This window comes from Haloechinothrix halophila YIM 93223, assembly GCF_000504245.1.
Taxonomy (GTDB): Bacteria; Actinomycetota; Actinomycetes; order Mycobacteriales; family Pseudonocardiaceae; genus Haloechinothrix_A; species Haloechinothrix_A halophila.
Genome location: NZ_KI632509.1, coordinates 4827802 through 4851846 on the forward strand (window position 1 = coordinate 4827802; position 24045 = coordinate 4851846).

Genomic DNA, 24045 nt, shown 5'->3' on the forward strand with positions numbered 1-24045 from the left:
GGGTTGACGCAATCAACTGACGCTACAAAGGGTGGGTCTATTCCCGCACGTCAGGAGTCGGGCTTGTCGTCACTGCCGGTGTTGGCGAACATGTACGACTCAGTGGGGCTCGCTTCCGGGCTCGCCGCGTCGACGATCTCGACGTCTTCCTCGGTCACGACGCCGTCGACGATGCGATACGACCGGAACTCATGCGTCTCCGGGTCCCGCGTCGACACCAGCACGTAGTGCGCGTCCGGCTCGGAGGCGTAGGAGATGTCGGTCCGCGACGGGTACGCTTCGGTCGCGGTGTGGGAGTGGTAGATGACGACGGGAACCTCGTCGTTGGCGTCCATCTCCCGGTACAACTTCAGCAGGTCGAGCGAGTCAAACTCGTAGAACGTCGGCGAACGCGCCGCGTTGAGCATGGGTATGAAACGCTCGGGGCGGTCGGAACCCTCTGGTCCGGCGATCACCCCGCACGCCTCGTCAGGATGGTCTTTCCTGGCGTGCGCGACGATCGCGTCAACGAGGTCGCGGCGGATCTGAAGCACGCTCCCATCCTAAAGGGTGGACACCAAATCCCCACGGGTGTCCGTACCGTGAGACGTCCCACGTCACATCGACCGCTTCGCGAGTCGCACCGTATCCCGCGCGAGTCGCACCGTGATCGCCGCGAGTTGCACCTTGGTCCCGGGGACCCGGAACTCGCGGTTTCCACTCGGCTTCGCCAGGCAAATGGTCACGAGAATCGGACAAACGATGACGAATCCGGCGCGAATCGCGCAATATGCCCGGCGAAGCAGCTATAATCCTGCAAAGCGGGTCGGCCACGCTTCGGAAGGGTGCGACTCGCGCGGGATAAGGTGCGACTCGCGCGGGATAAGGTGCGACTCGCGCGAATTAGGGTGCGACTCGCGCGCCGCCTACGACATCGCGGCGAGGCGGGCGTGGTGGGCGGCCACGATCCGCCGGCGCGGGTCGGTCCTGGGAAGCAGGCCGCACAACCGCTCGACGACCTCGGCATCGTCGGCGCCACACGACGTCTCCCAGAAGCGCCACAGCGCCCCGGCGTCGCCGCTGTCCAGCACCGCGCGGCGCACCAGCGCGATCAGCGACTCCCGCTCGTCGCGCACCGCTGGCGCCTCGGAGTCGGCGAGCAGCGGGCCGTCGAACGCCTCGACCACCGCGTCCACGTCGCCGTCCCGCAGCGCCGCACTGACCCGCAGGAAGTCGGCGTCGATATCGGCGGCGAGCCGATACGGCTTTGTCCGCACCACATCCGCACCGAGCTGCGAGCGCAGCCGGTGGATCTCCGCGCGCACGGTGACCGGGTTGCCGTCGTCGCCGTACAGCTCCAGCGCCAGCCGGTCGGCGGTCATGCCGTGCGAGTGCATCGCCAGCACAGTCAGGATCTCCGCGTGCCGCAGTGTGATCGGAATCTCGCGGTCGTCGACGGTGACGACCGGCGCGCTGTCACTCAGGAAGGTGAGACCGAGCCTGCGGGGCGGAGTGTGACTCGCACCTGTGCCCACCCCAGTACTCGACGTCCGCCCGAGCCGGAGCAGGTAGCCCTCCGGCAGTGGCTCCAGCATGCCAACCCTGCCGTCCGGCAGCGCCACGTCCGAGCCGGTGATCGGCACCGCCTCCGGCAACGCCCCGCAGGATTCCGTCGCCAGCACCTTGCCGGACGCCGACAGCAACGCGCCCGGCTCGCCCCGCAACGCGTGCAGGTGCGGCATGTGGCTGCGGCGCACCCGCTCGTCGCGCACCGCCAGCTGGGCCTTGAGCTGGCCTTCCGCGAGGCTGGCCGACGCGGACACCAGCGCGAGCATCGCCGGATGCACCGTGCGCAGCGGGCCGCTGACGTCGATGGCACCCAGCAGCGCGCCGGTCTCCGGGTCGCGCACCGGCGCCGCCGCGCAGGTCCAGGTGTGATACGTCCGCACCAGGTGCTCCGCGGAGTAGACCTGCACCGGCTCGCCGGTCGCGAGCACGGTGCCCATCGCGTTGGTGCCGATGACGTCCTCTGACCACCGCACGCCTTCGGTGAGCAGCACCCGGTCGGCGTCGTGGCACACCCCGGACGCGCCCTCGCGCCACAGGATGTGGCCATCGGCGTCGGTGACGATCATGATGTGCTCAGCGTCGTCAGCGATGCTGACCAGGTTCTGCCGCAGCAGCGGCAACACCGCCGCCAGCGGGTGCGCCTGCCGGACGTCGTCCAACTCGTCGGTGTCGTAGACCAGCGGCGGGAGCTTGCCGTCCGGGTCGACATCGGCCGCGAGCGAGCGGTCCCAGGACGCCGAGATCACCGAACGCGGCGGCCGGGGCGCTGGCGCACCAGAGAGCACGGCCTCGTGCACCCGCCGCAACAGCTTGGCGTAGGCATCGGGGTCGTGCAGCAGCTCCGCGGACACAGCGTGCTCACCCACGGATATGACGGTAGTGATCGCCATCACCGCACTGCAACGTCGTTGCAACGTTGCCGCTCCTAGCGTCGCGCCATCACACCGCAACGAAGCGAGTAAGGACGGCATCAGCCCATGACCACGTACGCAGCGCCCGGCACAGAGGGCAGCATCGTCTCCTACGAGTCCCGGTACGACCACTTCATCGGCGGCGAGTACGTCCCGCCAGCGAAGGGCCAGCACTTCGAGAACCCCACGCCGGTGACCGGCCAGCCGTTCACCGAGATCGCCCGGGGCACCGCCGAGGACGTCGAGCGCGCGCTGGACGCCGCCCACGGCGCGGCACCGGCGTGGGGGAAGACGTCCGTGGCCGAGCGAGCCACCATCCTCAACCGCATCGCCGACCGCATGGAGGCCAACCTCGAAGCCCTCGCCGTGGCCGAGAGCTGGGAGAACGGCAAGGCGGTTCGCGAAACCCTGAACGCCGACATCCCGCTGGCCATCGACCACTTCCGCTACTTCGCCGGCGCCATCCGCGCGCAGGAAGGCGGCGTGTCCGAGATCGACGGCGACACCGTCGCCTACCACTTCCACGAGCCGCTCGGCGTCGTCGGCCAGATCATCCCGTGGAACTTCCCGATCCTGATGGCGACCTGGAAGCTGGCCCCCGCCCTGGCGGCGGGCAACGCCGTCGTGCTCAAGCCAGCCGAGCAGACCCCGGCGTCGATCCACCTCCTGATGTCGCTGATCAGCGACCTACTGCCACCCGGTGTGCTGAACATCGTCAACGGTTTCGGCGTCGAGGCTGGCAAACCGCTGGCGTCGAACCGCAGGATCAGCAAGGTCGCCTTCACGGGTGAAACCACCACCGGGCGGCTGATCATGCAGTACGCCAGCGAGAGCCTGATCCCGGTCACGCTTGAGCTGGGCGGCAAGAGCCCGAACCTCTTCTTCGACGACGTCGCCAGCGCACACGACGCCTACTACGACAAGGCACTCGAAGGCTTCACGATGTTCGCGCTGAACCAGGGCGAGGTGTGCACCTGCCCGTCGCGCGCACTGATCCAGGCGCGCATCTACGACCGGTTCCTCGCTGACGCGACCGAGCGCACCAAGGCCGTCAAGCAGGGCCACCCGCTGGACACCGAGACCATGATCGGCGCGCAGGCAAGCAACGACCAATACGAGAAGATCCTGTCCTACATCGACATCGGCAAGCAGGAGGGCGCGCGCGTCGTCACCGGCGGCGAGCCTTCTGACCTGGGCGGGGAGCTGTCCGGCGGCTACTACGTGCAGCCGACGATCTTCGAGGGCCACAACAAGATGCGGATCTTCCAGGAGGAGATCTTCGGGCCGGTGGTGTCAGTAGCGAAGTTCGACGACTACAACGACGCCATCAAGACCGCCAACGACACGCTCTACGGCCTCGGCGCCGGAGTGTGGTCGCGCAACGGCAACGTCGCCTACCGAGCGGGCCGCGACATCCAGGCGGGCCGGGTGTGGGTGAACAACTACCACGCCTACCCGGCGCACGCGGCGTTCGGCGGCTACAAGCAGTCCGGCATCGGCCGGGAAAACCACTCGATGATGCTCGACCACTACCAGCAGACGAAGAACCTGCTGGTCAACTACTCGGAGAACAAGCTGGGCTTCTTCTAGGCCTGGCGCCACTGACCGCCGGGCGTGGCGTGTATGCCCCGCCGCAACGGCGCGCGCCGCGCCCGGCTTCCCTTCCCGAGCCAGAAAGGCCCGCCTTCCCATGACCGCAGAACGGGTTGCCGTGACGCCGGCGGCCGCGGACCTGCTCCGCAACCTCGCTGATACGCACGGCCCGCTGATGTTTCACCAGTCGGGCGGATGCTGCGATGGCAGCGCCCCGATGTGCTACCCGGCGGGCGAGTTCCGCACCGGTGACTCCGACGTCCACCTCGGTGAGCTGACCGTGGACGGCATCGACCCGGTGCCGGTGTGGATGTCGGCATCGCAGTTCGAGTACTGGCAGCACACCCACCTGACCATCGACGTCGTGCCGGGGCGTGGCAGCGGCTTCTCACTGGAGGCTCCGGAAGGCGTGCGGTTCCTGATCCGCTCCCGGCTGCTCACCGACGACGAACTCCGGGCATTCGGGCTGGCCTGACGAGTCCCGACGTCTGGTCCTGACGAGTCCCGACGTCTGGTACCGCGAGTCCCGCGTTACGGGCGTGCGAGTCCCGCGTTACGGGTGCACGAGTTCCGACTTCCCGGAGCGCACCTTCGAGCCGTCGAGGACGACCGCCCGGGAATCGCTATGCTCACCCCGTCAATGGTCTCACTCGTCTGGGGGTACGCGAATGCCCGTGCTGGGGCTCGGCGCAGTCAGCCTGTTCCTGCTCGCGCTGTGGCTGTACTGCATCTACAACGTCATCACGACCGACGAGTCGGGTTGCCGGAACCTGCCGAAGGTGCTGTGGCTGGTCATCGTGATCTTCGTTCCCACGGTGGGCTCCATCATGTGGCTGATCGCGGGACGCCCCGTCACCGCCCGGCCCGCACGTCCAGTGAGCGGGCCGACCGGCTTTCCGGAGTACGACCGACCCGGTCGGCACATCGCCGCCAATCCCGCCGCCGACGAGGAGTTCCTGCGCCGCTGCCGGGAGCGCGCCGAGGAGCAGCGCAAGGCGGCGCATGAGCGCAAAGAGAACAGCGACGACAGCACAGACGCCGACGGCAGCTGACCCGTCAGTCCCCCTGCGAGTCCTGCTGGTCGTCGTACTCCAGCAGCCGCTGCCAGTCGTGGCCGCACGCCGCCGTCGCGACGTACTGCTGCACCTGCGCCAGCCAGAACGCCTTGCCGTGACCGAACGAGCCCTGCAGCGGGTTCGGTGACCTGCGGTGAATGTAGAGCGTCTGCGCCTGGCCGCACACCGCGAACCAGTCAGCGATGGCGGCGCGGTCGAGCACGAACGTCGGCTCGTCTGGCCAGGCGTCCCTGATGCGGCACGCCGACGCGTGCAGCGACTCTCGCATCCACCCGTTGTGCCGCTGGCGAAACTGCCTGCTCGGTTTCGGCCGGGGATAGGCGTGGGCGAACAGCCGCCAGTTGCTCAGCCGCCTGCGCAACACGCCTGGTCTGCGTCCGGTTTCCAGTGCCTCGATGAACTGCCCCACGCTGGTGCGCACGGTCCCGGCAACGTCGGGCGACAACGTCAGGCGTATCGCACCGTCGTCCAGCGAGATCGCCTCGATGTAGCCCTCCACGTCACACCCACTTCATCGTGGCGCACAAGCCGTACAGCTGCAGCTGCGCAACGAACGACTCCGCCTGCTCCTGACTCTCGTACTGACCGAGCACGGCTGAGCCGGTGCTCGACACCTCAGCCGCGGCATGCGCACCGTTCTCCACCGGGATGCCGAATACCTCGTACAGCACGTAGCAGACGCCTTCAACGGTGTTGATGTCATCATCGTGCAGCAGCACCGCCCATGCCCGCGTCACACCGGAATCACGGCGTCGCACGTCGCGCTTCCGGCCAGACATCGCCGTACGCACGCAGCGATCCCACGCTGCTCGCCGCGAGCACGCCGTGCACGATCGCCCGCGCGAACGACGTCGCCGCCGCGGCACAGAGCCCGTCGAGCACCGCGGCGCGCTGGGGCACACCGAACGGCCCGCTCGCCTCAGGCAGTTCCCGCGCGCCGGTAGCCAGCGCGAAGACCGTGTCGCCGTCGAACATCGAATGCGCGGGCCGCACCGCCCGCGCGAGGCCATCCTGGGCGCTCATCGCCAGCCGCCGACACTCCGCTTTGGACAGTGCCGCGTCGGTCGCGACCACGCCGATGGTGGTATTCAACGACGCCCCGCCAGCGGCGTCACCGGGGCCAGCGCCGCCGTCCCCGACATCACCTGGCCGGTCCGGCCACCGCACCCCGAACTCGCCCGCCAGCTCGTGATCCGCCGTCCACGGACGTCCAGTGCTCACGTCCACCGCCTCGCCGTGCGCGTTAACGACCGCCAGCGCGCCAACAGTGTGCTCGCCGACCGTCACACTCGCGGTGCCGAGCCCGCCCTTGAGCGAGCCCACCTTCGCGCCAGCGCCAGCGCCGACACAGCCCTGCGTCACCGCAACGCTCGCCACCTCGCACGCCGCATAGCCGAATCCGGCGTCAGGCCGGTTGCCCCACTCGGACCGCGGCAGGTCGAAAATCACCGCACCGGGCACGATCGGCACCACCTCGTGCGGCTCAACCCCAACGGGAAAACCACTGTCCTGTTCGGACAGCCACCGCATCACACCGTCCGCCGCCGCGAGACCGTAGGCGCTGCCACCGGACAGGCACACCGCGTGCGCCCGCTGCACCATGTTCTCCGGCGCGAGCAGGTCAGTCTCGCGGGTGCCCGGTGCGCCCCCGCGTGCGTCGACACCGCCGACCGCGCCGCCAGCTGCCAGCACGACGGTGGTTCCGGTCGCCCAGCCGTCACCGATCCGGTGCTGGTGGCCAACCGACACGCCGTCGACGTCGGTGATCGCGTTGCGTGGACCGGGCGTGCTCATCCCGACATCGCCTGCACCAAGCTCTCCTGCAGGTACGTCAGCCAGTGGTAGACGCCGATGTGCGCCGCGCGCGGGTCGTCGTCCGGTAGCTGGTCGGGCATGTCCTCGGTGACGTCGAGCGCGGTGCCGAGCGCGAGCCGGACATCGTTGATCGCGGACAGCCACGAGTCCGCCTGCTCCAGCGAGAGCCGCACCTCGCCACCGCCGGGCCCCAGGGTCTCCATGACCACCCCCGTGGCACCGAGCTTCACGTCGAGCAACTCCGGCTCGTGCAGCGAGCGCAGCGCCGCGGCGGAGTCCATGTCCTCCTGCGTCGGTTGGTCGGGATCAAGACGGTGGAAATCGGGCAGCAGCCGCGCGAGCACCGGGTCGTCCGGCGCGGTCGACGGGCCTGCCTTGATGCCGGTCAGCTCGCTCAGCTCATCCTCGGGCGCCTCGTCGGCGCGGGCCCTGAGCATGTCCTCCAACTGGCTGACAAGACCGCGCAGTATCGCCGCTTCCTGCTGTTCGAACGAGGCGACCATCCTGGCGCCCTTACGCCGCCATGGCTTCACGACGCCTGCTGCATCGTCGCCCACAGCCCGGCCGCGTGCAGCCGGGCGACGTCTCCCTCGACCTTCTCCTTGGAACCGGACGACACGATCGCTTTCCCCTTGTGATGCACGTCGAGCATGAGCTTGGTCGCATGGTCATGGCTGTAGCCGAACAGCTTCTGGAACACGTACGTCACGTACGACATCAGGTTGACCGGGTCGTTCCAGACGACGGTCTGCCAGGGCCGGTCAGCCGCGCCGAGTTCGTCGGACGCGGGCTCAACCTGCGTCTGCTCGTCCGCTGCTGGCATGGACATAGTTCTATGGTGGCACGACACGCCCTTCGTGCAATGACCAGGTGTGGGCGTGCGCTGCCCCGTCACCCCACTCGCTCATAGGCTGAGGCCATGACAGCGCCACAGCAGCAATCACCGAGCACAGCACTGCTGACCGACCACTATGAGCTGACCATGCTCGCCAGCGCGCTCGCGGACGGCAGCGCCGAGCGGGACTGCGTGTTCGAGGTCTTCGCGCGCAGGCTGCCCGACGGCCGCAGATACGGCGTCGTCGCGGGCGCGGCGCGGCTGCTTGAGGCACTGGTGGACTTCCGCTTCACCGACGCAGAGATCGACCAGCTCGCCGCGACCAATGTGGTGGGTGACGACACCCTCGACTGGCTGGCGAGCTACACGTTCTCCGGCGACATCGACGGCTACCCGGAGGGCGAACTGTACTTTCCCGGCTCGCCGGTGCTGACCGTGCGAGCCAGCTTCGCGGAGGCCGTCGTGATGGAGACGCTCGCGCTCTCGATCCTCAACCACGACTGCGCGATCGCCTCAGCGGCGGCACGGATGGCATCGGCGGCGGGTACCCGGCCGATCATCGAGATGGGCGGCCGCCGCACCCACGAGTACGCCGCCGTCGCCGCCGCCCGCGCCGCCTACATCGGCGGGTTCGCCACGACGTCCAATCTGGAGGCTGGCCGCCGCTACGGCATCTCAACACGCGGCACCGTCGCGCACGCCTTCATGCTCCTGCACGACACCGAGGAAGCGGCATTCGCGGCGCAGATCGAGAAACTGGGCACCGACACCACCTTGCTTGTCGACACCTACGACATCACAGCGGGCATCGACACCGCGGTACGCGTCGCTGGTACCGAACTGGGCGCGGTCCGCATCGACTCCGGCGACGTCGGCGTGCTGGCACGCCAAGCCCGCCAGCAACTCGACCGGCTCGGCGCCCGCGACACCCGCATCGTCGTCTCCGGCGACCTCGACGAACACGCCATCGCGGCGCTGCGCGCGGAACCGGTTGACGCCTACGGGGTCGGCACCGCCGTCGTCACCGGATCGGGCGCACCGACCGCGAACATGGTTTACAAGCTGGTCGAGGTCGACGGCAAACCGGTGGCCAAGCGCAGCGAGAGCAAGGAATCGCGCGGCGGCAGGAAGTCCGCGCTGCGCAGGCACAAACCGACCGGAACGGCGATCGAGGAAGTCGTCTACCAGGCGGCGTCACCCCCTGAGCTGGGCGAGCACGACCGCGAGCTGCCGATTCCGCTGGTGAGAGGTGGTGAGGTCGTCGATAATCCGCCTACCCTGGAAGACAGCAGGCAACGCCTCCGGCACGCGCTGGTGAGCCTGCCGTGGGCGGGGCTGAAACTCTCCCACGGCGATCCGGCGATCCCCACCGTGTTCCGGTAGCAGGAGGTAGGCATGGCGAACGCACTGATCATCGTCGACGTACAGAACGACTTCTGCGAGGGCGGCTCGCTCGCCGTCCCCGGCGGAGCGATGCTCGCGGGCGACATCTCGACGTTCCTCGCCGATGACGCCGCCTACGACCACATCGTCGCCACCCGCGACTACCACATCGACCCCGGCGCGCACTTCAGCGACAACCCGGACTTCGTGCGGTCCTGGCCGCCGCACTGCCGCGCCGGCACACCCGGCGCGTCGTTCCACCCGGCGCTCGACGTCGGACCGATCCGCGACGTGTTCTCCAAGGGCCAATACAGCGACGGCTACTCCGGCTTCGAGGGCGAGTCTCCGGAAGGCAACCCGCTCGCGGCCTGGCTGCGGTCCCGCGACGTCGACCAGGTGGACGTCGTCGGCATCGCGACCGACCACTGCGTGCGCGCGACGTCGCTGGACGCCGCGAAGGAGGGCTTCCGGGTGCGCACGCTGCTCGACCTCACCGCTGGCGTGTCGCAGGACACCGTGAACGAAGCGCTGGAACAGCTCCGGTTGGCGGGCGTCGAGCTAGTCGGCAGCCCCAGAGTCGGCTGAGCCGCCGTACGGGTCGCAGGCCGCCGAACCAACCAGGATCTCGCCGCTCGCCGGGCCGCCCTCGGGGAACAGCTCGATCCGGATGGCGTTCACCCGCAGGCTGCCGTCCGGCGGCTGCGGCGCGATCAGCTCATTGATGACCACTTTGGCCAGCGGAGGGTCGTCCTCGGCGGGCCCGGGAATCGTGACGGTGTGGTTCGACGAGACGTTCTCCGGCAGGTCCAAGCCGTACACCCCGCCTAGCTCCATCACGGTGTTGCTGCCCTTGGTGGTGGTGTCGCAGCGGGCGGCGAACGACGACACCCTGATCCTCGGTCCGCCCCACCGGCGCAGGATGCTTGTCGAGAAGTACCGGCCGTCGACGTCGACGTGTGCGTTGCCCTGCTCGTCGCGGGTGCAGTCGGACGTGCCGCCCCAGAAGTCCGCCACGTCGTCGACCGGGAACAGGCCGGTCTCGTTGTGCTGCTCCCCCGCGACATCGCAGGCACCAATCGGCCCCACCGGCAGCGGCTCGCCATCCACGGTGACGGCGACCGCGCCGAGGAACCCGCTGCCGATGGCTCTGGGTTGCGCCGGGGGTTCGGCCGCCGCCGCGCTTGCCGCGACGGGTGTTGCTGTGGCGAGTGCCGCCGTGAGGCCGCCCGCGATGGCGACCGTGACGGCCCGCCGCACGCGACGTGCCATGACGGGCTCCCTTCTGCCGTGTGCGAGCTCGCGAGTGGAACATCGGCAGGGTCAATTCCCGGTCTGATGCCTCGTCGGCCACGCCACCCACTCGTGTGCCGTCCCGAAGCGGGCGGCGCGGCGGTACCGTCTTGTGCCATGGCTGCCCTCTCCCCCGCGCCCGAATCCGCACGGACCCGCCTGCCATCCGTGCGCGAGTTGCTCCACACCGCCGTCGAAGCCGTGGGCGGCACCGAGCGCGAAGGCCAGGTGCGGATGGCAGACGCCGTGGACACCGCGATCCGCACCGGGGAACACCTTGCGGTGCAGGCGGGCACCGGCACCGGGAAATCGCTGGCGTACCTGGTGCCCGCGATCCGGCACGCCGTCGACCGTGACGCGACCGTCGTGGTCTCGACGGCGACCATCGCGCTGCAGCGCCAGCTGGTTGACCGCGACCTGCCCCGGCTGGCGAAGGCGTTGAAGTCCGAACTCGGGCGGGAGCCACGGTTCGCCATCCTCAAGGGCAGGCGCAACTACCTGTGCCTGCACCGGCTCGACACCGGCGCGCCAGACGACCCGGACGACGCGCTGTTCGACCAGTTCGCGGTGTCCCGGCTCGGCAAGGAGGTCGCGCGGCTGCACGAGTGGGCGGGCGAGACCGTCACCGGCGACCGCGATGACCTGGTGCCCGGCGTGACCGAACTGGCGTGGCGGCAGGTGTCGGTGACGGCGAAGGAATGCCTCGGCGCCGCCCGCTGCCCGGTGGCGTCCGACTGCTTCGCCGAGCACGCCCGCGCCGAAGCGGGCAAGGCGGACGTGGTCGTCACCAACCACGCGTTGCTCGCGATCGACGCGATGCAAGGACGCCACATCATGCCCGAGCACGACCTTGTCGTCATCGACGAGGCGCACGACCTGGTCGACAGGGTGACGTCGGCAGCTACGGCCGAGCTGACCAGCTCGATGGTGGCCACGGCGGCCAGGCGCTGCGGCAAGCTCATCGACGCCGAGGTCGCCGACCGGCTCATGGAGGCCTCCGATGGGCTCGCGCTGGTGCTCGACGACGCGCCAGCCGGGCGGCTGGACGCTCTGCCCGGTTCGCTCGGCGGGGCACTGACTGCGGTGCGCGACGCGGCCCACGGCTGCATCACTGGGCTCGGCCCGGAGCGCAAGGAGGACGCCGACGACGCCACCAGCCGAAAACTCGCCCGCGCGCTGCTCGACGAGGTCCACGACACCGCGGTGCGGCTGCTGACGGCGTTCGAGCCGGAGCTGGCACAGCGCAGGGACGTCGTATGGCTGACGTCGAACCCAGAGAGTTCGCGCCCGCCGTCACTGCACGTCGCGCCACTGTCGGTGTCCGGACTGCTGCGGGAGACGTTGTTCGAAAGCCGCACAACGGTGCTGACGTCCGCGACGCTGGCGCTCGGCGGTTCGTTCGACACGCTGGCGCGCCAGTGGGGCCTCCCACCCTCAGCGGCAGCAGGTGACGGCTCGGCGGCCAGCGGTGACGGCTCCGCAGTGGCAGGTGACGGCTCGGCGGCGACAACCGAGAGCGCCGCGGCTTCCTCCCCCACCGACGGTGCCGCTCGCAACGGCACCGCCACGGAGAAAGCCCCGCCGTCGGACGACAGCGGGCCGACGTGGACCGGGCTCGACGTCGGCTCGCCGTTCGATCACACGCGCAACGGGATCCTGTACCTCGCGCGGCACCTGCCCCCACCTGGCCGAGATGGGCTGACCGAATCGCTGCTCACCGAGCTGGCCGAACTGATCACGGCAGCGGGTGGTCGCACGCTGGGGTTGTTCTCATCGATGCGCGCCGCCAAGCAGGCGACCGAGGCGCTGCGGGAGCGGGTCGAGCACCCGATCCTGTGCCAGGGCGACGACTCGACAGGGCTGCTGGTGCGCCGCTTCGCCGAAGACGAGCGGACCTGCTTGTTCGGCACGTTGTCGCTGTGGCAAGGCGTCGACGTGCCCGGGCCGTCGTTGCAGCTGGTCGTCGTGGATCGAATCCCGTTTCCGCGTCCGGACGACCCGGTGCAGTCCGCGCGGCAGCGCGCGATCGAGGCCAGGGGCGGCAACGGCTTCATGACGGTCGCCGCGACCCACGCCGCCCTGCTGCTCGCCCAGGGCGTCGGCAGGCTGCACCGGACCATGGACGACAAGGGCGTCGTCGCGGTGCTCGACTCGCGGCTGGCGAAGGCGCGCTACGGCGGTTTTCTGCGCGCATCGCTACCGCCGTTCTGGCCGACGCACGACGCCGAGGTGGTCCGGGCCGCGTTGCGCAGGCTGGACACGGCGGCGAACGGACATAGCTGACCCCTGGGCTCGATCGCGTGTGAGTGGAGTTACGGTGATGACGCATCACACGCAAAGGAGACCCGTTGTCCCAGGATTCGCGGTACGCACAATCTCGCGCCGTCACCGTCGACGACACCGGCGTCCGCCGGACGCTCGCCGACGGCAGTGTCGAGTCGGTGACCTGGGAGGAGCTCAAGTCGGTCGTCATCAGGGTGATCCCTGAGGGCCCTTGGTCGGAGGACGTCTTCCTGATGCTGGCAGGCAGTGACGGCACCGGTACCGCCGTGCCCAGCGGCGACCCAGCCGCCGACGCGCTGATCGAACGCCTCCAGACGCTGCCCGGCTTCGACAACGAACGCTTCATCGAGGCCATGACGACGGACGCCGACGAAGCCTACGTCGTCTGGACCGCCGCCTCCGTCTAAGCGCCGTGTCCGGCACTCCCGACGCCGTGTCCGACGCTCAGGACGCTGTGTCTGGCACTCCCGACGCCGTGTCTGGCGTTCCCGGGCGCCGTGCGGAGACAGTGCTGGGGATAGTGCGGTGCATTTCGAAGCCAACAAGGTGCAACTCGGGCCAGATAAGGCGTGATTCGCGACCGACAGGGTGAAACTCGGGCCCATTGCGGTGCGACTCGCGGCAAGTAAGTCGGAACTCACCGCACCGGAGCGGGGGACTCGCGTAGTGGGTCAGGGTGCCTCGGCCAGCACCGTGATGGTGCCGGGGTCGACTTCGGTGAAGCCCGCGTCCCGGACGGAGATCATGCCCCGGTCTCGCCAGGCTGCCGCGGGGTCATCCGGCAGCATCGACGTCCAGCGTTCAGCCGGGGGCGTCCGCACCGCACACCGGAACCCATCCCGCACCCACGCCGCACGCTGCTCAGTGTCGAGCACCGCGGCGAGCAGCATCGTGGCGTGACCGACCTGGGCGGCGGCCTTGCCGACCGTCATCGCCACGTCGGGGTTCAGCCACAACACGGGAAGTCCGTGAGGCGGCGGACCGGGCTCATCGGCGGGCAGGTCGCTCCCGGAGATCTGCAACCGGCTGACCGTCTTCGGTAGCTCGCTCACGCGACACGGCAGCAACGCGCGGACCTCAGCTCCCCCGACCGCCACGGTCACGCCGGGAAGGTCCTGCACCGCGCGCCAGTGCGCGCCGCGCGCACGTCGCGCCACCTTCCGAATCCGCCCGGATACCCACGCCGCCACGGCATCGTGCCACTCACCACCCGGCTCGGCGCGCGGATCAAGACACACGGCGACAGCGGCAGCGGCCGCGGTCTCGAGCAGCGGCGTCCGGGACGGAACCGGATCACGCTCAAGACGGAGCACCACCGGCATCGCGCGGACATCGTCGGGATCCTCGTCGCGGACGTCGGCGACAGCGTGTGCGGGCAGCCCGTGCCAGGCGGCGTACCGCGCCGCCAGCGGCGCGAGAACGTCGGCGTCGGCACCGCCATGCGCACTGACACCGCCAGGCACGTCGGCACCCACGCCATCGACGTCGGTCACGGCCGCAGGAGTTCCAGCCCGTCGGCGGCGTCGGCGGCCTCGACCTCCGCACGGGTCACGCCGAGCATGAACAGCACCGCGTCCAGGTACGGATGACTCAGCGTGGTGTCCGCGATCTCCCGCAGCGCGGGCTTGGCGTTGAACGCAACGCCCATCCCCGCGGCGGAGAGCATGTCAATGTCGTTCGCACCGTCCCCGACCGCGACGCACTGCTCAAGCGAGATGCCGTACGAGTCCGCGAACTTCCGCAGTGCGACCGCCTTGCCTGGCCGGTCGACGACGTCACCGACCACGCGGCCGGTGAGGCGTCCGTCGACGATCTCCAGCTCGTTGGCCGCGACGAAGTCCAGTCCGAGGTCGTCCGCGAGCTTGCGAATGATCCTGGTGAACCCGCCGGACACCGCGCCACAACGGAACCCGAGCCGCTTGAGGGTACGCATCGTGGTCCGCGCGCCCGGCGTCAGCGTCATCTCGTCGGCCACGTCGTCGAGCACCGACTCCGGTAACCCTTCCAGCAGCGCCACCCGGTGCCGCAACGACTCGGTGAAGTTCAGCTCACCCCGCATGGCCGCCTCGGTGACCTTCGCGACCTCGTCCTCGACCCCGGCGTGCGCGGCGAGCATCTCGATGACCTCGCCGGTGATCAACGTCGAGTCGACGTCGAACACGATCAGCCGCTTGGCCCTGCGAAGCAGCCCCTCGGTCTCGACCGCGATGTCCACGCCCGCCTCGGTGGAGACGTCGGCCAGCGCGGCGCGCAGCTCGTTGTCGGCGCCCTGCCGATTCTCACCGGCGGAGATGTGCAGTTCGAGGCCGGTGACCGGGTAGTCGGCGACGCTGCGGATGGTGTCGATGTTCGCGCCAAGCTGGGCCAGCCTGCTGGATACCGCCGTGAACGCGCGGGCGGTGACCGGCCTGCCGAGCAGCACGGCGACGTGCGTCGAGTTGCGACGCCCCTGCGCGAACGGATCCTCGCCGATCTCATCGCCGACGCGGATGTCGACGTGCATGGACACCGTGGCCATCGCCTGCTCAACGGCTTCCTGCAGCGCCTCCGGGTCCTCCTCGACGGCGACGAGCACACCGAGCACGAGCCGCCCTCTGATGACCACCTGCTCGACATCGAGAACTTCGACGCCGTGCCTGGTCAGCGCCGCGAACAGCACCGAGGAGACACCCGGTTTGTCCGGCCCGGTCGTGGTGATCAGGACTGGTGTCGCGGTCACGGCTTCGGGCACCACACTCACTTGTGTTCCGGGTTGGCCTCGTCCGGTCCCGCGGCGACCTCGGCCGCCTTCTCGTAGGGCGACTCGTGGGCCGACTCGTGCGGGATCGGCTTGCCGGTGAGCGAGATGTGCGCGTCGCGGCGCGACTGCTCGACCAGGTGCGGATAGTGCAGCTCGAACGCGGGCCGCTCGGAGCGGATCCGGGGCAGCTCGGTGAAGTTGTGCCTTGGCGGCGGGCAGCTGGTGGCCCACTCCAGCGAGCTGCCGTAGCCCCACGGGTCGTCGATGTCGACCTTGGTGCCGAACCGGTAGCTCTTGAAGACGTTCCACAGGAACGGCAGCGTCGACGCGCCAAGGATGTAGGCGCTGATCGTGGAGATGGTGTTCAGCGTGGTGAACCCGTCCGACGGCAGGTAGTCGGCGTAACGCCGGGGCATACCTTCGTTACCGAGCCAGTGCTGCACCAGGAAGGTGCCGTGGAAGCCGACGAAGGTCAGCCAGAAGTGCCACTTGGCCAGCGGCTCGTCCATCATCCGGCCGGTCATCTTCGGGAACCAGAAGTAGATCCCGGCGAACGTCGCGAACACGATCGTGCCGTAGAGCACGTAGTGGAAGTGCGCGACGACGAAGTAGCTGTCCGAAACGTGGAAGTCGACCGACGGCGCGGCCAGCAAGATGCCGGTCAGCCCGCCGAACAGGAACGTCACCAGGAAGCCGACCGAGAACAGCATCGGCGATTCGAAGGTGATCTTGCCCTTCCACATCGTGCCGATCCAGTTGAAGAACTTCACACCGGTCGGCACCGCGATCAGGAAGGTCATGAAGGAGAAGAAGGGCAGCAGCACCGCGCCGGTGGCGTACATGTGGTGCGCCCACACCGCGACCGACAACGCCGCGATGGACAACGTCGCGAGCACGAGGCCCTTGTAGCCGAACACCGGCTTGCGGCTGAACACCGGGAAGATCTCCGAAACGATGCCGAAGAACGGCAGCGCGACGATGTAGACCTCGGGGTGGCCGAAGAACCAGAACAGGTGCTGCCACAGGATGACGCCGCCGTTGTCCGGGTCGAACACGTGCGCGCCGAAGTGGCGGTCGGCGAGCAGGCCCATCAGCGCCGCGGTCAAGATCGGGAAAGCCAGCAGGATCAGGATGCTGGTGATCAGGATGTTCCAGGTGAAGATGGGCATCCGCCACATCGTCATGCCTGGCGCGCGCATGCAGACCACGGTCGTGATCATGTTGACCGCACCGAGGATGGTGCCGAGACCACCGACCGCGAGGCCCACGATCCACAGGTCGGCGCCGACGCCGGGCGAGTGGATACCGTCCGACAGCGGGGTGTAGGCGAACCAGCCGAAGTCAGCCGCGCCACCGGGAGTCAGAAAGCCGGCGAGCACGATCAGGCTGCCGAACAGGAACAGCCAGTAGGAGAAGGCGTTGAGCCGGGGGAACGCCACGTCGGGCGCGCCGATCTGCAGCGGCAGGATGTAGTTCGCGAAGCCAAACAGGCTCGGCGTTGCGTACAGCAGCAGCATGACCGTGCCGTGCATGGTGAACAGCTGGTTGTACTGCTCAGCAGACAAGAACTGCATCTGCGGCTGCGCCAGCTCGGTGCGGATCAGCATCGCCATCGCGCCGCCGACCATGAAGAAGGCGAACGACGTCACCAGGTACATGATCCCGAGCTGCTTGGGATCGGTCGTACGGAACAGGCTCAGCAGGTAGGAACCCTTGGCCTTATCGGGCGCGGGATGCGGTCGCGTCGCGATCGGCTGGGGGGCTACGGCCGTCACTCCTGCCTCCTGCAGTGTCTTTCGAACAGTGGTGGGCGGCGCGAGGGGCACTCGCGGCTAGGAGGATCGTAGCCCGCGTGCCTTCCGGTGACGCGCGCCGGTTGGCGTGATCACACTGTGACCCCTCGCGGGGGCACTGGCGCCCCTGCCGTGAGATCGCCGCGGGACACAGGTGTATGCCCTGGTGGGACCGGTCGCGCCTGGCGTCACGCCGCGACGGCGGCTGGCTGCCGCGCACGGGCTACCGGACGGGTGTCCAGTGTGCCGCTAGTGCCGGAGTCGCGTGCTGTGTCGAACACCACCGTCGAACGCCACCGGTGCCGCTGCCACGCCGTTTCCTGGTGCCTACCGCAGCCAGCCGAGTATGGCCTCCGCGACGGCGGCGGGCTGCTCGACCGGGGCGAGGTGGCCCGCCGCCGGGATGATGTCCAGCGTGGCCTTCGGCAGCGCGTCCACCATGGCGTGTGCCTCGTCAACACGGGTGAGGGTGTCCTCCTCACCGACGACGACCAGCGCGGGGACGTCCGCGCGCCGCAGTGTTTCGGTGGAGTCCGGCCGCATGGCCATCGCCCGCTGTGCCCAGGCGACGCCGTCGGGTGACTGGCTCTTGATCAGCTCTCGTACCTGGGCCACCACCTCGGGCCGCTCGGCGCGGGTGGTCTCCCCGAGCAGGGCGTCCAGCATCGCGTCCGGCAGCCAGCCCACGCCATCGCGCTCGACCCGCTCGGCCATCACCAGGCGGTTATCGCTCGCCTCCTCGGCGTCGGAGCTGGCCTTGGTGTCGATCAGCACGATGCCGCCAACGCGCTCCGGCACCGCGCGCAGCACCGCCATGGTCACGTAGCCGCCCATGGAGCAGCCACCGAGCACGACCTTGTCCAGCTCCAGCTTGTCCAGCAGCGCGATGACGTCGCGAGCGGCGTCATCCAGCGTCGGCACCCGGTCACTGTCCGGCAGCGGGGACCTGCCGAGGCCGCGCTGGTCCGGGGTGATCAGCCTGGTCCGCGCGGCGAGCGGCTCACGGACGCCGTCCCACATCCGCGCGTCGACCGGGAAGGCATGGAGCAGCACCAACGGAAGATCAGCCATGGGAGTCATTGTGTCGAACCGGGTCAGAACCGACGGGACGGGCCGCGCCGGTGCCGGGCGTTCCAGCAGGAGCGGTGCCAGTGCCTGCGGTCGGCGACGCCGCCGGTGTCGTCGGCGGGCCAGGTCACGACGTGCGGGGTGCCCGGCCGGATCTCGTGGTCACACCCAGGGCAGCGGTACATCTTGGTGGTGCTGGCGCCGGGCACGCTGCGCACGATCCAGTCACCGTCCACGGCCGACTCGTGACTGCCCCACCCGAGCGACGCCCCGGGCGGCGGACCCACCTTGTCGCGCTTGGGACGGTTACGTCGAGGCATGTGGTCACGGTAACCGGGCGCGACCGGTGCCGGTGGCAAGGCAGGTCATCCGTAGGCCAGCACGAGCGGCACGAGCTGTTCGGCCGAGGTCAGTGAGCCGTGATGGCCCCGCAGCGAGGACTCGATTGGCTCGACAGTGCGGCGCAGCACCGCCGACCGCCCGCGCGATGCGACCACGACGTCCCCGATCCGCTCCCGTATCGCCTCGGTGACACCGGAGCCGAACCAGCCGGTGTCGATGGCCTCCTCGCCACTGATCACCCAGGCCCGCTCGCCGAGCGTCTCCCGCCACGCGGCAAGCACATCGGAGTCCGCGCCGTCCACTGTGTACACATGCCTCGCGCGTGGCTCGCCGCCGAGTGCCCGCACGCCGCCTCGCAGCGGTTCGCTGCTGTCGGCGTCCACAACGGATTCATCGATCTCGACCATGCCGTGATCGGCGACGACGGCGAGCACCGCATCCGGCGGCAGCTCATCGACGAGCGTCGCCACCAACAGGTCGACGTGGCGCAACTGCATCCGCCACGCGCGCGACCCCGGCCCATACAGATGCCCGACGAAGTCCAGCATCGCGTGGTAGCCGTAGCAGAATCCGCCCTGATCCACCGCGGTGAGCATCTGCGCGCTGAGGTCACCCAGCGCGTGCACACCGACGTAGCGCCCACCCCTGAGCACGGCCTGCGTCATACCGGAGTGGGTGAACTCGGCGCTCGACACCACATTGACGTCGACCCCGGCCATCGCCGCGCGTTCGAACGCGGTCGGCATCGGCTGCAGCACCGCGGGGTCGACCGTGCCACGCAGGTCCTCGCCCCACGGATGCACGCGCCAGCGCAGCGCGTTCATCACGCCGACGTCCGGCAGGTCGAACGAGTACCCGACCATGCCGTGCTGCCCGGAGCACATGCCGGTGCCGATCGCGGCGAGCCCGGCTGACGTCGTCGACGGATACCCGACGTGCAGCGTGCCGCTCCGCAGCCGGGCCAGCGTCGGCGCGTCGGACGCGTAGGTGTCCAGGAGTTCCGCGCCGAGGCCGTCGATCAGCAGCACCGCTGCCGAGCTGACCTCGGCAACGCCGAGGGTGTTCTCGAAACCGGGCGTGCCCAGTGCGGCGAGCAGGGACGGCGTGACCTCGGCAAGGTGCGGAACGTCAGGGGGTGCTGGTCGGTCCATGCCGTTCAGGGTGCCTGATCACGAGTGACGTCGTGGTGTTGTCACGCCGGAGGGCGTCCCACTCCCGTTGCGGCTCGAACGGTGACAGACGGCGCTCGACCTAAGCCCGACATGCGCGATAATCGGAAGCATGCCGACGTACGCATACCGGTGCCGCGAGTGCACCACCACCTTCGAGGTGAACCGGCCGATGGCCGAGGCCAGCGCGCCAGCTGCCTGCCCCGAGGGCCACGACGACACCGTCAAGCTGCTGACGACGGTCGCACTGACCGGCCGCTCGGCGCCGAGCCCAAGCGCCGCGCCCGCAGCACCGGCTGGCGGCGGGTGCTGCGGAGGCGGCTGCTGCGGCTGAGCCTCAGACCATCTCGGGCACGTGCAAGTGCGCCAGCACTAGTTCGAACTCGCAGACGTCCAGTACCTCGACGCCAGCCTCGCGCGCCCCGGACAGCCGTAGCGAGTCAGCCTCGTCGCGGGTGCGTTCCATGGCGGCGCTGTCGTCGTAGGTCACAGAGGACACCGCGATGTTGGACTCCCTGTCGATCATCAGACTCGCGCTGCAGAAACCCTCCAGCTCCTGCATCGCTGGCAGCATCGCCATCCGGTAGACGTCGATGGCGCGGTCGAGCGCATCGGTATCGAACCGCACCCACGTCGCCCGCACGCACGCGCCCTGGTTCGAGGGGTGGTCGCGATGCAGCACAGCGATCTCCCACTCGTCTACCTGCGCCCGGTTGCCCATGATCTCCGCGGCCCGCTCGCGCATCGGCCGCGCCATGTCCTCGCTGGCACGCATGCTCTCCATCGAGTCCCATGCGCTGGTGGCGATACACCTGCCCGACTCCCGGTTCACCAGCATCGACAAACCACTACAGCCAGGCATGTCCATGAGTGCGGGCATGACGTCATCGCGGATGAAAGCGATGCCGTTGTCGATCGAATCCAGGTGTGCTTGCACTGTGGTGGAACGCGCGTACACGCCTCTCCACCCCCTTCCGATCGGGGCAGCGCCCCGGCGGCGCCGCCGGTCCCCTCTCAGCGTGCGCCGCCCCGACCACCGTCGCAATGCCAGCTCACCCGCACGCGCGATGGCGGGCGCGGCGCCCATGGAAGCCAACCCGCCACCGGGCGCTCAGCGCCGAAGCACCCCGCGATGCTGACTCAGCTGTAGTCCCAGAAGCCCTGCCCGGTCTTGCGGCCCAGCCGACCGGCCTTGACCAGGTGCTCCAGCAGCGGCGCTGGCGAGAACCCCGCCTCGCGGAACTCGTTGAACAACGTGCGCTGGATCGCGAGCGAGACGTCGAGGCCGACGACGTCCAGCAACTCGAACGGCCCCATCGGCAGCGAGCAGCCGACCTTCATCGCGGTGTCGATGTCGGCGGCCTTCGCGTAGTGCGCCTCGAGCATCTTCACCGCGTCGTTGAGGTACGGGAACAGCAGCGCGTTGACGATGAACCCTGCCCGGTCGCCGCAGCGCACCGGCACCTTGCGCACCTTCGCGGCGACGTCGATGACGGTGGCTTCGACGTCGGGCGCGGTGTTGATCGTGCTGACCACTTCGACCAGCTTCATCACTTGCGCCGGGTTGAAGAAGTGCATCCCGATGACGTCGGCCGGGCGGTTGGTTGCCGCCGCACACTCCACCACTGGCAGTGACGACGTCGTGGTCGCGAGCACCGCACCGGGTTTCACGGCGGCGTCCAGTGCGGTGAACACCTCACGCTTGACGTCGATGTCCTCGGCGACGGCCTCCACCACCAGGTCCGCGTCCGCCAGCGCGGTGAAGTCGACAGCCGGGGTGATCCGCCCGATCGTGGCCTCGGCGTCCTCGGCGGACATCCGGCCCTTACCAACCGCCTTGTCCAGCGACTTGCGCACCTTGGCGATCACGCCGTTCGCCTTGTCCTCGCTGCGGGCGCGCAGCACGACGTCGTAGCCCGCCTTGGCGAGCACCTCGACGATCCCGGTCGCCATGGTGCCGGTGCCCACCACACCGACAGTGCGGACCGGGCGGGCATTCGCCGCCGCCGACGACGTGTCCGGCGTGAGGGCGTCGGCGACGACGGTCGGTGAGTCCGGCGCATCGTAGGTGTAGAAGCCCCTGCCGGTTTTCCTGCCGAGCAGCCCCGCCGTGATCATCTGCTTGAGGATCGGAGCCGGCGCGTGTCGCCGGTCGCGCGACTGGTGATACATCGAGTCGAGGATCTCGTAGGCGGTATCCAGCCCGATCAGGTCGATCAGTGCCAGCGGCCCCATCGGGTAGCCGCAGCCGAAACGCATCGCGGCGTCCAGGTCCTCCCGCGTCGCGTATTTCTGCTCGTACATGGTGACCGCGTGGTTGAGATAGCCGAACAGCAGCGCGTTCGCGATGAACCCCGCCCGGTCCCCCGTGACCACCGGCGACTTGCCGATCCGCTCCGCCAGCGCGACGACGTCGTCCACGACGTCCTGCTCGGTGACGACCGTCCGCACCACCTCGACCAGCGCCATCACCGGCGCGGGGTTGAAGAAGTGCAGGCCGACGACCTTGCTCGGCCGTGGCGTGTGCACCCCGATCTCGGTGATCGACAGCGACGACGTGTTGGATGCCAGGATCACGTCCGGCTTGGTGATCTTGGACAACTGCTCGAAGAGATCCGTCTTGGCATCGAGGTGTTCCGGGATCGCCTCGACCACGAGGTCGACGTCGGCCAGCGCTTCCAACGACGTCGTGTACGTGATTCGGTCGAGCAGGGCCTCGCGCGCCGCGTCGTCCAGCTTGTCCTTGGCCAGCGCTCGCTCCGTGGAGTGCTCGATGTGGCCGCGCGACCGCGCGATGCAGTCGTCGTTCAGCTCGACCCCGACAACGGGGATGCCGCTGCGGGCGAACACCTCCGCGATGCCGGCACCCATGGTGCCAAGGCCGACCACTCCAACAGATGCGAACTCACGCGGCATGCGGGCCTCCCGTGCTTCAGTCGCCGCCCTCGGCTACTACTGGGTAATCTGCCGATAGTGCCATGGATCACGTCCGATAGCAGCGCGGCGACCGGGGGATTTTCCGCGCCTGAGGACTCTGCTCAGTGAGCAGGAAGGCACGACAGCACGGATTAGGCGAGTGTGACAGTCTCCCGCACGCCCGCTTCGGCGTCGGCTCGCCGTCCGGCGTGCCGACGCCGCGCGACACCCACCGGGCGCTCAGCGGTGGTTCGGGAGTTACCGCGCGATCAGTCTCGCGCGGGTTGAATCAACCGCAGTTCGAGCAGCAGCCGCAGCCAGGACCGGAGCACTTGCCGCAGCCACATCCGCATCCACTCATGACACCCTCCGTATTGTCGGATGCGCATGACGTTACGCAGCGGTGCGCGCCAGGGACAACCTCCACCTGGGCGACGTCGGCGTTGAGGAAGCCCGTGCGGCCGGGGCACGCCTCGTGCTTCGCCGGGACAATTGTGCGAATGGCGCCCGATTGATAGCTGCATGTCCGATTCTCGGCGCAATATGCCCGGCGAAGCACGCAGGGGCGGGGCGGTGGAAACCCCAGCGAGCGTCAGAACAACCGAAACTCGTCCGGCTCGATGCCGCGCAGCGCGTCGTAGTCCAGCGTCACGCACCGGATACCGCGATCCTCGGCGAGCGTGCGGGCCTGCGGCTTGATCTGCTGCGCGGCGAAGACCCCCGCCACCGGCGCCAGCAGCGGGTCGCGGTTGAGCAGGTCGAGGTATCGCGACAACTGCTCGACGCCGTCGATCTCACCCCTGCGCTTGATCTCGACGGCAACGGTCGCGCCGCCTTCATCACGACACAGGATGTCCACCGGGCCGATCGCGGTCGGGTACTCGCGGCGAATCAGGCTGTAGCCGTCGCCGAGTGTGGTGATGTGCTCGGCGAGCAATTTCTGCAGGTGCGCCTCGACGCCGTCCTTGACCAGCCCAGGCTCAGCGCCGAGTTCCTGTCCGTGGTCGTGCAGCATCTCCTCGATGGTGATGACCAGCTTCTCGCCTGCTTTGTTCTGCACCGTCCACAGCGCAGCCCCATCGGCACCATCGCCGTCACGGCTCTCCTCGGTGAGCCAGCACGGCGGACTCATCCAGTTGAGCGGCTTGTACGCGCGGTCGTCGGAGTGCACCGACACCGATCCGTCGGACTTGACCAGCAGCAACCGGGTGGCCATCGGCAGGTGAGCAGTCAGCCTGCCCGCGTAGTCCACCTCGCACCGGGCGATCACCAAACGCACGCGA

Annotated in this window: 25 protein-coding genes; 8 read left to right on the forward strand and 17 right to left on the reverse strand. The window is 69.0% G+C overall.

All coding sequences use genetic code 11. The annotated features are described in order from the left end of the window. Window positions 1–50: 50 nt before the first annotated feature. Window positions 51–533 (reverse strand): Mov34/MPN/PAD-1 family protein, encoded by a 483-nt coding sequence (locus tag AMYHA_RS21965; protein ID WP_034274130.1) that lies wholly within the window; start codon window positions 531–533, stop codon window positions 51–53. Window positions 534–905: 372 nt separating this feature from the next. Next, a complete protein-coding gene (locus AMYHA_RS21970) occupies window positions 906–2438 on the reverse strand; it encodes a GAF domain-containing protein (protein ID WP_051400178.1) in 1533 nt (510 codons plus the stop codon). Window positions 2439–2525: 87 nt separating this feature from the next. Here AMYHA_RS21970 and exaC point away from each other — a divergent pair, with 87 nt between their 5' ends. The 3 genes from exaC to AMYHA_RS21985 all read left to right on the forward strand — a co-directional run bounded on the left by exaC (window position 2526) and on the right by AMYHA_RS21985 (window position 5104). Further along, window positions 2526–4049 carry an acetaldehyde dehydrogenase ExaC gene (gene exaC / locus AMYHA_RS21975; RefSeq protein ID WP_034274132.1) on the forward strand — a complete coding sequence of 508 codons (1524 nt, stop codon included), beginning with the start codon at window positions 2526–2528 and terminating at the stop codon, window positions 4047–4049. Window positions 4050–4149: 100 nt separating this feature from the next. Next, entirely contained in the window at window positions 4150–4527 is a 378-nt protein-coding gene (locus AMYHA_RS21980) for a DUF779 domain-containing protein (RefSeq protein ID WP_034274134.1), read from the forward strand. 193 nt (window positions 4528–4720) lie between these two features. Next, window positions 4721–5104, forward strand: coding sequence for a PLD nuclease N-terminal domain-containing protein (locus tag AMYHA_RS21985; protein WP_034274137.1), 384 nt, complete (start codon window positions 4721–4723; stop codon window positions 5102–5104). Window positions 5105–5108: 4 nt separating this feature from the next. Here the strand turns inward: AMYHA_RS21985 and AMYHA_RS26040 are convergent, their stop codons facing one another. The 5 genes from AMYHA_RS26040 to clpS are packed head-to-tail and all read right to left on the reverse strand — an operon-like array spanning window position 5109 to window position 7772. Further along, a complete protein-coding gene (locus AMYHA_RS26040) occupies window positions 5109–5627 on the reverse strand; it encodes a DUF2017 family protein (RefSeq protein ID WP_051400179.1) in 519 nt (172 codons plus the stop codon). A 1-nt stretch (window position 5628) separates the two neighbouring features. Beyond that, window positions 5629–5886: an ATP-dependent Clp protease adaptor ClpS gene (locus AMYHA_RS21995; RefSeq protein WP_169732967.1), complete on the reverse strand. Its 258-nt coding sequence runs from the start codon at window positions 5884–5886 to the stop codon at window positions 5629–5631. Then, the gene (locus tag AMYHA_RS22000; RefSeq protein ID WP_034274142.1) at window positions 5873–6922 is read right to left on the reverse strand and encodes a P1 family peptidase; all 1050 of its coding nucleotides are present in this window, start codon (window positions 6920–6922) and stop codon (window positions 5873–5875) included. The genes AMYHA_RS21995 and AMYHA_RS22000 overlap by 14 nt, the downstream gene beginning before the upstream one ends. Continuing rightward, window positions 6919–7476 carry a DUF2017 domain-containing protein gene (locus AMYHA_RS22005; protein WP_034278355.1) on the reverse strand — a complete coding sequence of 186 codons (558 nt, stop codon included), beginning with the start codon at window positions 7474–7476 and terminating at the stop codon, window positions 6919–6921. Before AMYHA_RS22005 ends, AMYHA_RS22000 begins: the two co-directional genes overlap by 4 nt. Next, entirely contained in the window at window positions 7473–7772 is a 300-nt protein-coding gene (gene clpS, locus AMYHA_RS22010) for an ATP-dependent Clp protease adapter ClpS (protein ID WP_034274146.1), read from the reverse strand. Before clpS ends, AMYHA_RS22005 begins: the two co-directional genes overlap by 4 nt. Before the next feature lie 90 nt (window positions 7773–7862). Here clpS and AMYHA_RS22015 point away from each other — a divergent pair, with 90 nt between their 5' ends. Then, the gene (locus tag AMYHA_RS22015) at window positions 7863–9161 is read left to right on the forward strand and encodes a nicotinate phosphoribosyltransferase (protein WP_034274149.1); all 1299 of its coding nucleotides are present in this window, start codon (window positions 7863–7865) and stop codon (window positions 9159–9161) included. 12 nt (window positions 9162–9173) lie between these two features. Next, a complete protein-coding gene (locus AMYHA_RS22020) occupies window positions 9174–9746 on the forward strand; it encodes a nicotinamidase (RefSeq protein ID WP_034274152.1) in 573 nt (190 codons plus the stop codon). Here the strand turns inward: AMYHA_RS22020 and AMYHA_RS22025 are convergent. Further along, on the reverse strand, window positions 9720–10430 hold the full coding sequence (locus AMYHA_RS22025; RefSeq protein WP_034274155.1) for a choice-of-anchor P family protein: 711 nt from the start codon (window positions 10428–10430) through the stop codon (window positions 9720–9722). The genes AMYHA_RS22020 and AMYHA_RS22025 overlap by 27 nt on opposite strands. Before the next feature lie 138 nt (window positions 10431–10568). On the opposite strand from AMYHA_RS22025, the gene AMYHA_RS22030 reads away from it, so the two are divergent. Both AMYHA_RS22030 and AMYHA_RS22035 read left to right on the forward strand, forming a co-directional pair. After that, window positions 10569–12734, forward strand: a complete 2166-nt coding sequence (locus AMYHA_RS22030; protein ID WP_034274159.1) for an ATP-dependent DNA helicase — start codon at window positions 10569–10571, stop codon at window positions 12732–12734. Window positions 12735–12799: 65 nt separating this feature from the next. Next, on the forward strand, window positions 12800–13141 hold the full coding sequence (locus AMYHA_RS22035; RefSeq protein ID WP_034274161.1) for a hypothetical protein: 342 nt from the start codon (window positions 12800–12802) through the stop codon (window positions 13139–13141). 264 nt (window positions 13142–13405) lie between these two features. On the opposite strand, the gene AMYHA_RS22040 is transcribed toward AMYHA_RS22035, so the two are convergent. The 6 genes from AMYHA_RS22040 to AMYHA_RS22065 form a co-directional block, all read right to left on the reverse strand. Further along, on the reverse strand, window positions 13406–14197 hold the full coding sequence (locus tag AMYHA_RS22040) for a peptidyl-tRNA hydrolase (protein ID WP_051400488.1): 792 nt from the start codon (window positions 14195–14197) through the stop codon (window positions 13406–13408). A gap of 26 nt (window positions 14198–14223) precedes the next feature. After that, window positions 14224–15453, reverse strand: a complete 1230-nt coding sequence (gene serB / locus AMYHA_RS22045) for a phosphoserine phosphatase SerB (protein ID WP_034278360.1) — start codon at window positions 15451–15453, stop codon at window positions 14224–14226. A 17-nt stretch (window positions 15454–15470) separates the two neighbouring features. Then, window positions 15471–17249, reverse strand: a complete 1779-nt coding sequence (ctaD, locus tag AMYHA_RS22050; RefSeq protein ID WP_034274163.1) for an aa3-type cytochrome oxidase subunit I — start codon at window positions 17247–17249, stop codon at window positions 15471–15473. 345 nt (window positions 17250–17594) lie between these two features. After that, window positions 17595–18338, reverse strand: a complete 744-nt coding sequence (locus AMYHA_RS22055) for an alpha/beta fold hydrolase (protein WP_034274165.1) — start codon at window positions 18336–18338, stop codon at window positions 17595–17597. A gap of 23 nt (window positions 18339–18361) precedes the next feature. Further along, the gene (locus AMYHA_RS22060) at window positions 18362–18655 is read right to left on the reverse strand and encodes a hypothetical protein (protein WP_034274168.1); all 294 of its coding nucleotides are present in this window, start codon (window positions 18653–18655) and stop codon (window positions 18362–18364) included. Window positions 18656–18700: 45 nt separating this feature from the next. Then, window positions 18701–19828: an alkaline phosphatase family protein gene (locus AMYHA_RS22065; protein WP_034274171.1), complete on the reverse strand. Its 1128-nt coding sequence runs from the start codon at window positions 19826–19828 to the stop codon at window positions 18701–18703. A gap of 130 nt (window positions 19829–19958) precedes the next feature. On the opposite strand from AMYHA_RS22065, the gene AMYHA_RS22070 reads away from it, so the two are divergent. Then, complete coding sequence (locus AMYHA_RS22070) at window positions 19959–20180, forward strand: FmdB family zinc ribbon protein (RefSeq protein WP_034274174.1); 222 nt, start codon at window positions 19959–19961, stop codon at window positions 20178–20180. A gap of 3 nt (window positions 20181–20183) precedes the next feature. On the opposite strand, the gene AMYHA_RS22075 is transcribed toward AMYHA_RS22070, so the two are convergent. The 3 genes from AMYHA_RS22075 to nucS all read right to left on the reverse strand — a co-directional run bounded on the left by AMYHA_RS22075 (window position 20184) and on the right by nucS (window position 24041). After that, a complete protein-coding gene (locus tag AMYHA_RS22075; protein ID WP_034274177.1) occupies window positions 20184–20804 on the reverse strand; it encodes a hypothetical protein in 621 nt (206 codons plus the stop codon). A gap of 182 nt (window positions 20805–20986) precedes the next feature. Beyond that, entirely contained in the window at window positions 20987–22762 is a 1776-nt protein-coding gene (locus AMYHA_RS22080) for a 3-hydroxyacyl-CoA dehydrogenase family protein (protein ID WP_034274180.1), read from the reverse strand. 592 nt (window positions 22763–23354) lie between these two features. Further along, entirely contained in the window at window positions 23355–24041 is a 687-nt protein-coding gene (gene nucS / locus AMYHA_RS22085) for an endonuclease NucS (RefSeq protein ID WP_034274182.1), read from the reverse strand. Between the last annotated feature and the right edge of the window lie 4 nt (window positions 24042–24045).

Excerpts from the sequence above, each read along its gene's own strand:
- AMYHA_RS21970 (WP_051400178.1), bottom strand. The coding sequence starts at position 2,438 with ATGGCGATCACTACCGTCATATCCGTGGGTGAGCACGCTGTGTCCGCG.
- exaC (WP_034274132.1), top strand. The coding sequence starts at position 2,526 with ATGACCACGTACGCAGCGCCCGGCACAGAGGGCAGCATCGTCTCCTAC.
- AMYHA_RS21980 (WP_034274134.1), top strand. The coding sequence starts at position 4,150 with ATGACCGCAGAACGGGTTGCCGTGACGCCGGCGGCCGCGGACCTGCTC.
- AMYHA_RS21985 (WP_034274137.1), top strand. The coding sequence starts at position 4,721 with ATGCCCGTGCTGGGGCTCGGCGCAGTCAGCCTGTTCCTGCTCGCGCTG.
- AMYHA_RS22000 (WP_034274142.1), bottom strand. The coding sequence starts at position 6,922 with ATGAGCACGCCCGGTCCACGCAACGCGATCACCGACGTCGACGGCGTG.
- clpS (WP_034274146.1), bottom strand. The coding sequence starts at position 7,772 with ATGTCCATGCCAGCAGCGGACGAGCAGACGCAGGTTGAGCCCGCGTCC.
- AMYHA_RS22015 (WP_034274149.1), top strand. The coding sequence starts at position 7,863 with ATGACAGCGCCACAGCAGCAATCACCGAGCACAGCACTGCTGACCGAC.
- AMYHA_RS22020 (WP_034274152.1), top strand. The coding sequence starts at position 9,174 with ATGGCGAACGCACTGATCATCGTCGACGTACAGAACGACTTCTGCGAG.
- AMYHA_RS22025 (WP_034274155.1), bottom strand. The coding sequence starts at position 10,430 with ATGGCACGTCGCGTGCGGCGGGCCGTCACGGTCGCCATCGCGGGCGGC.
- AMYHA_RS22030 (WP_034274159.1), top strand. The coding sequence starts at position 10,569 with ATGGCTGCCCTCTCCCCCGCGCCCGAATCCGCACGGACCCGCCTGCCA.
- AMYHA_RS22055 (WP_034274165.1), bottom strand. The coding sequence starts at position 18,338 with ATGGCTGATCTTCCGTTGGTGCTGCTCCATGCCTTCCCGGTCGACGCG.
- AMYHA_RS22060 (WP_034274168.1), bottom strand. The coding sequence starts at position 18,655 with ATGCCTCGACGTAACCGTCCCAAGCGCGACAAGGTGGGTCCGCCGCCC.
- AMYHA_RS22065 (WP_034274171.1), bottom strand. The coding sequence starts at position 19,828 with ATGGACCGACCAGCACCCCCTGACGTTCCGCACCTTGCCGAGGTCACG.
- AMYHA_RS22070 (WP_034274174.1), top strand. The coding sequence starts at position 19,959 with ATGCCGACGTACGCATACCGGTGCCGCGAGTGCACCACCACCTTCGAG.
- AMYHA_RS22080 (WP_034274180.1), bottom strand. The coding sequence starts at position 22,762 with ATGCCGCGTGAGTTCGCATCTGTTGGAGTGGTCGGCCTTGGCACCATG.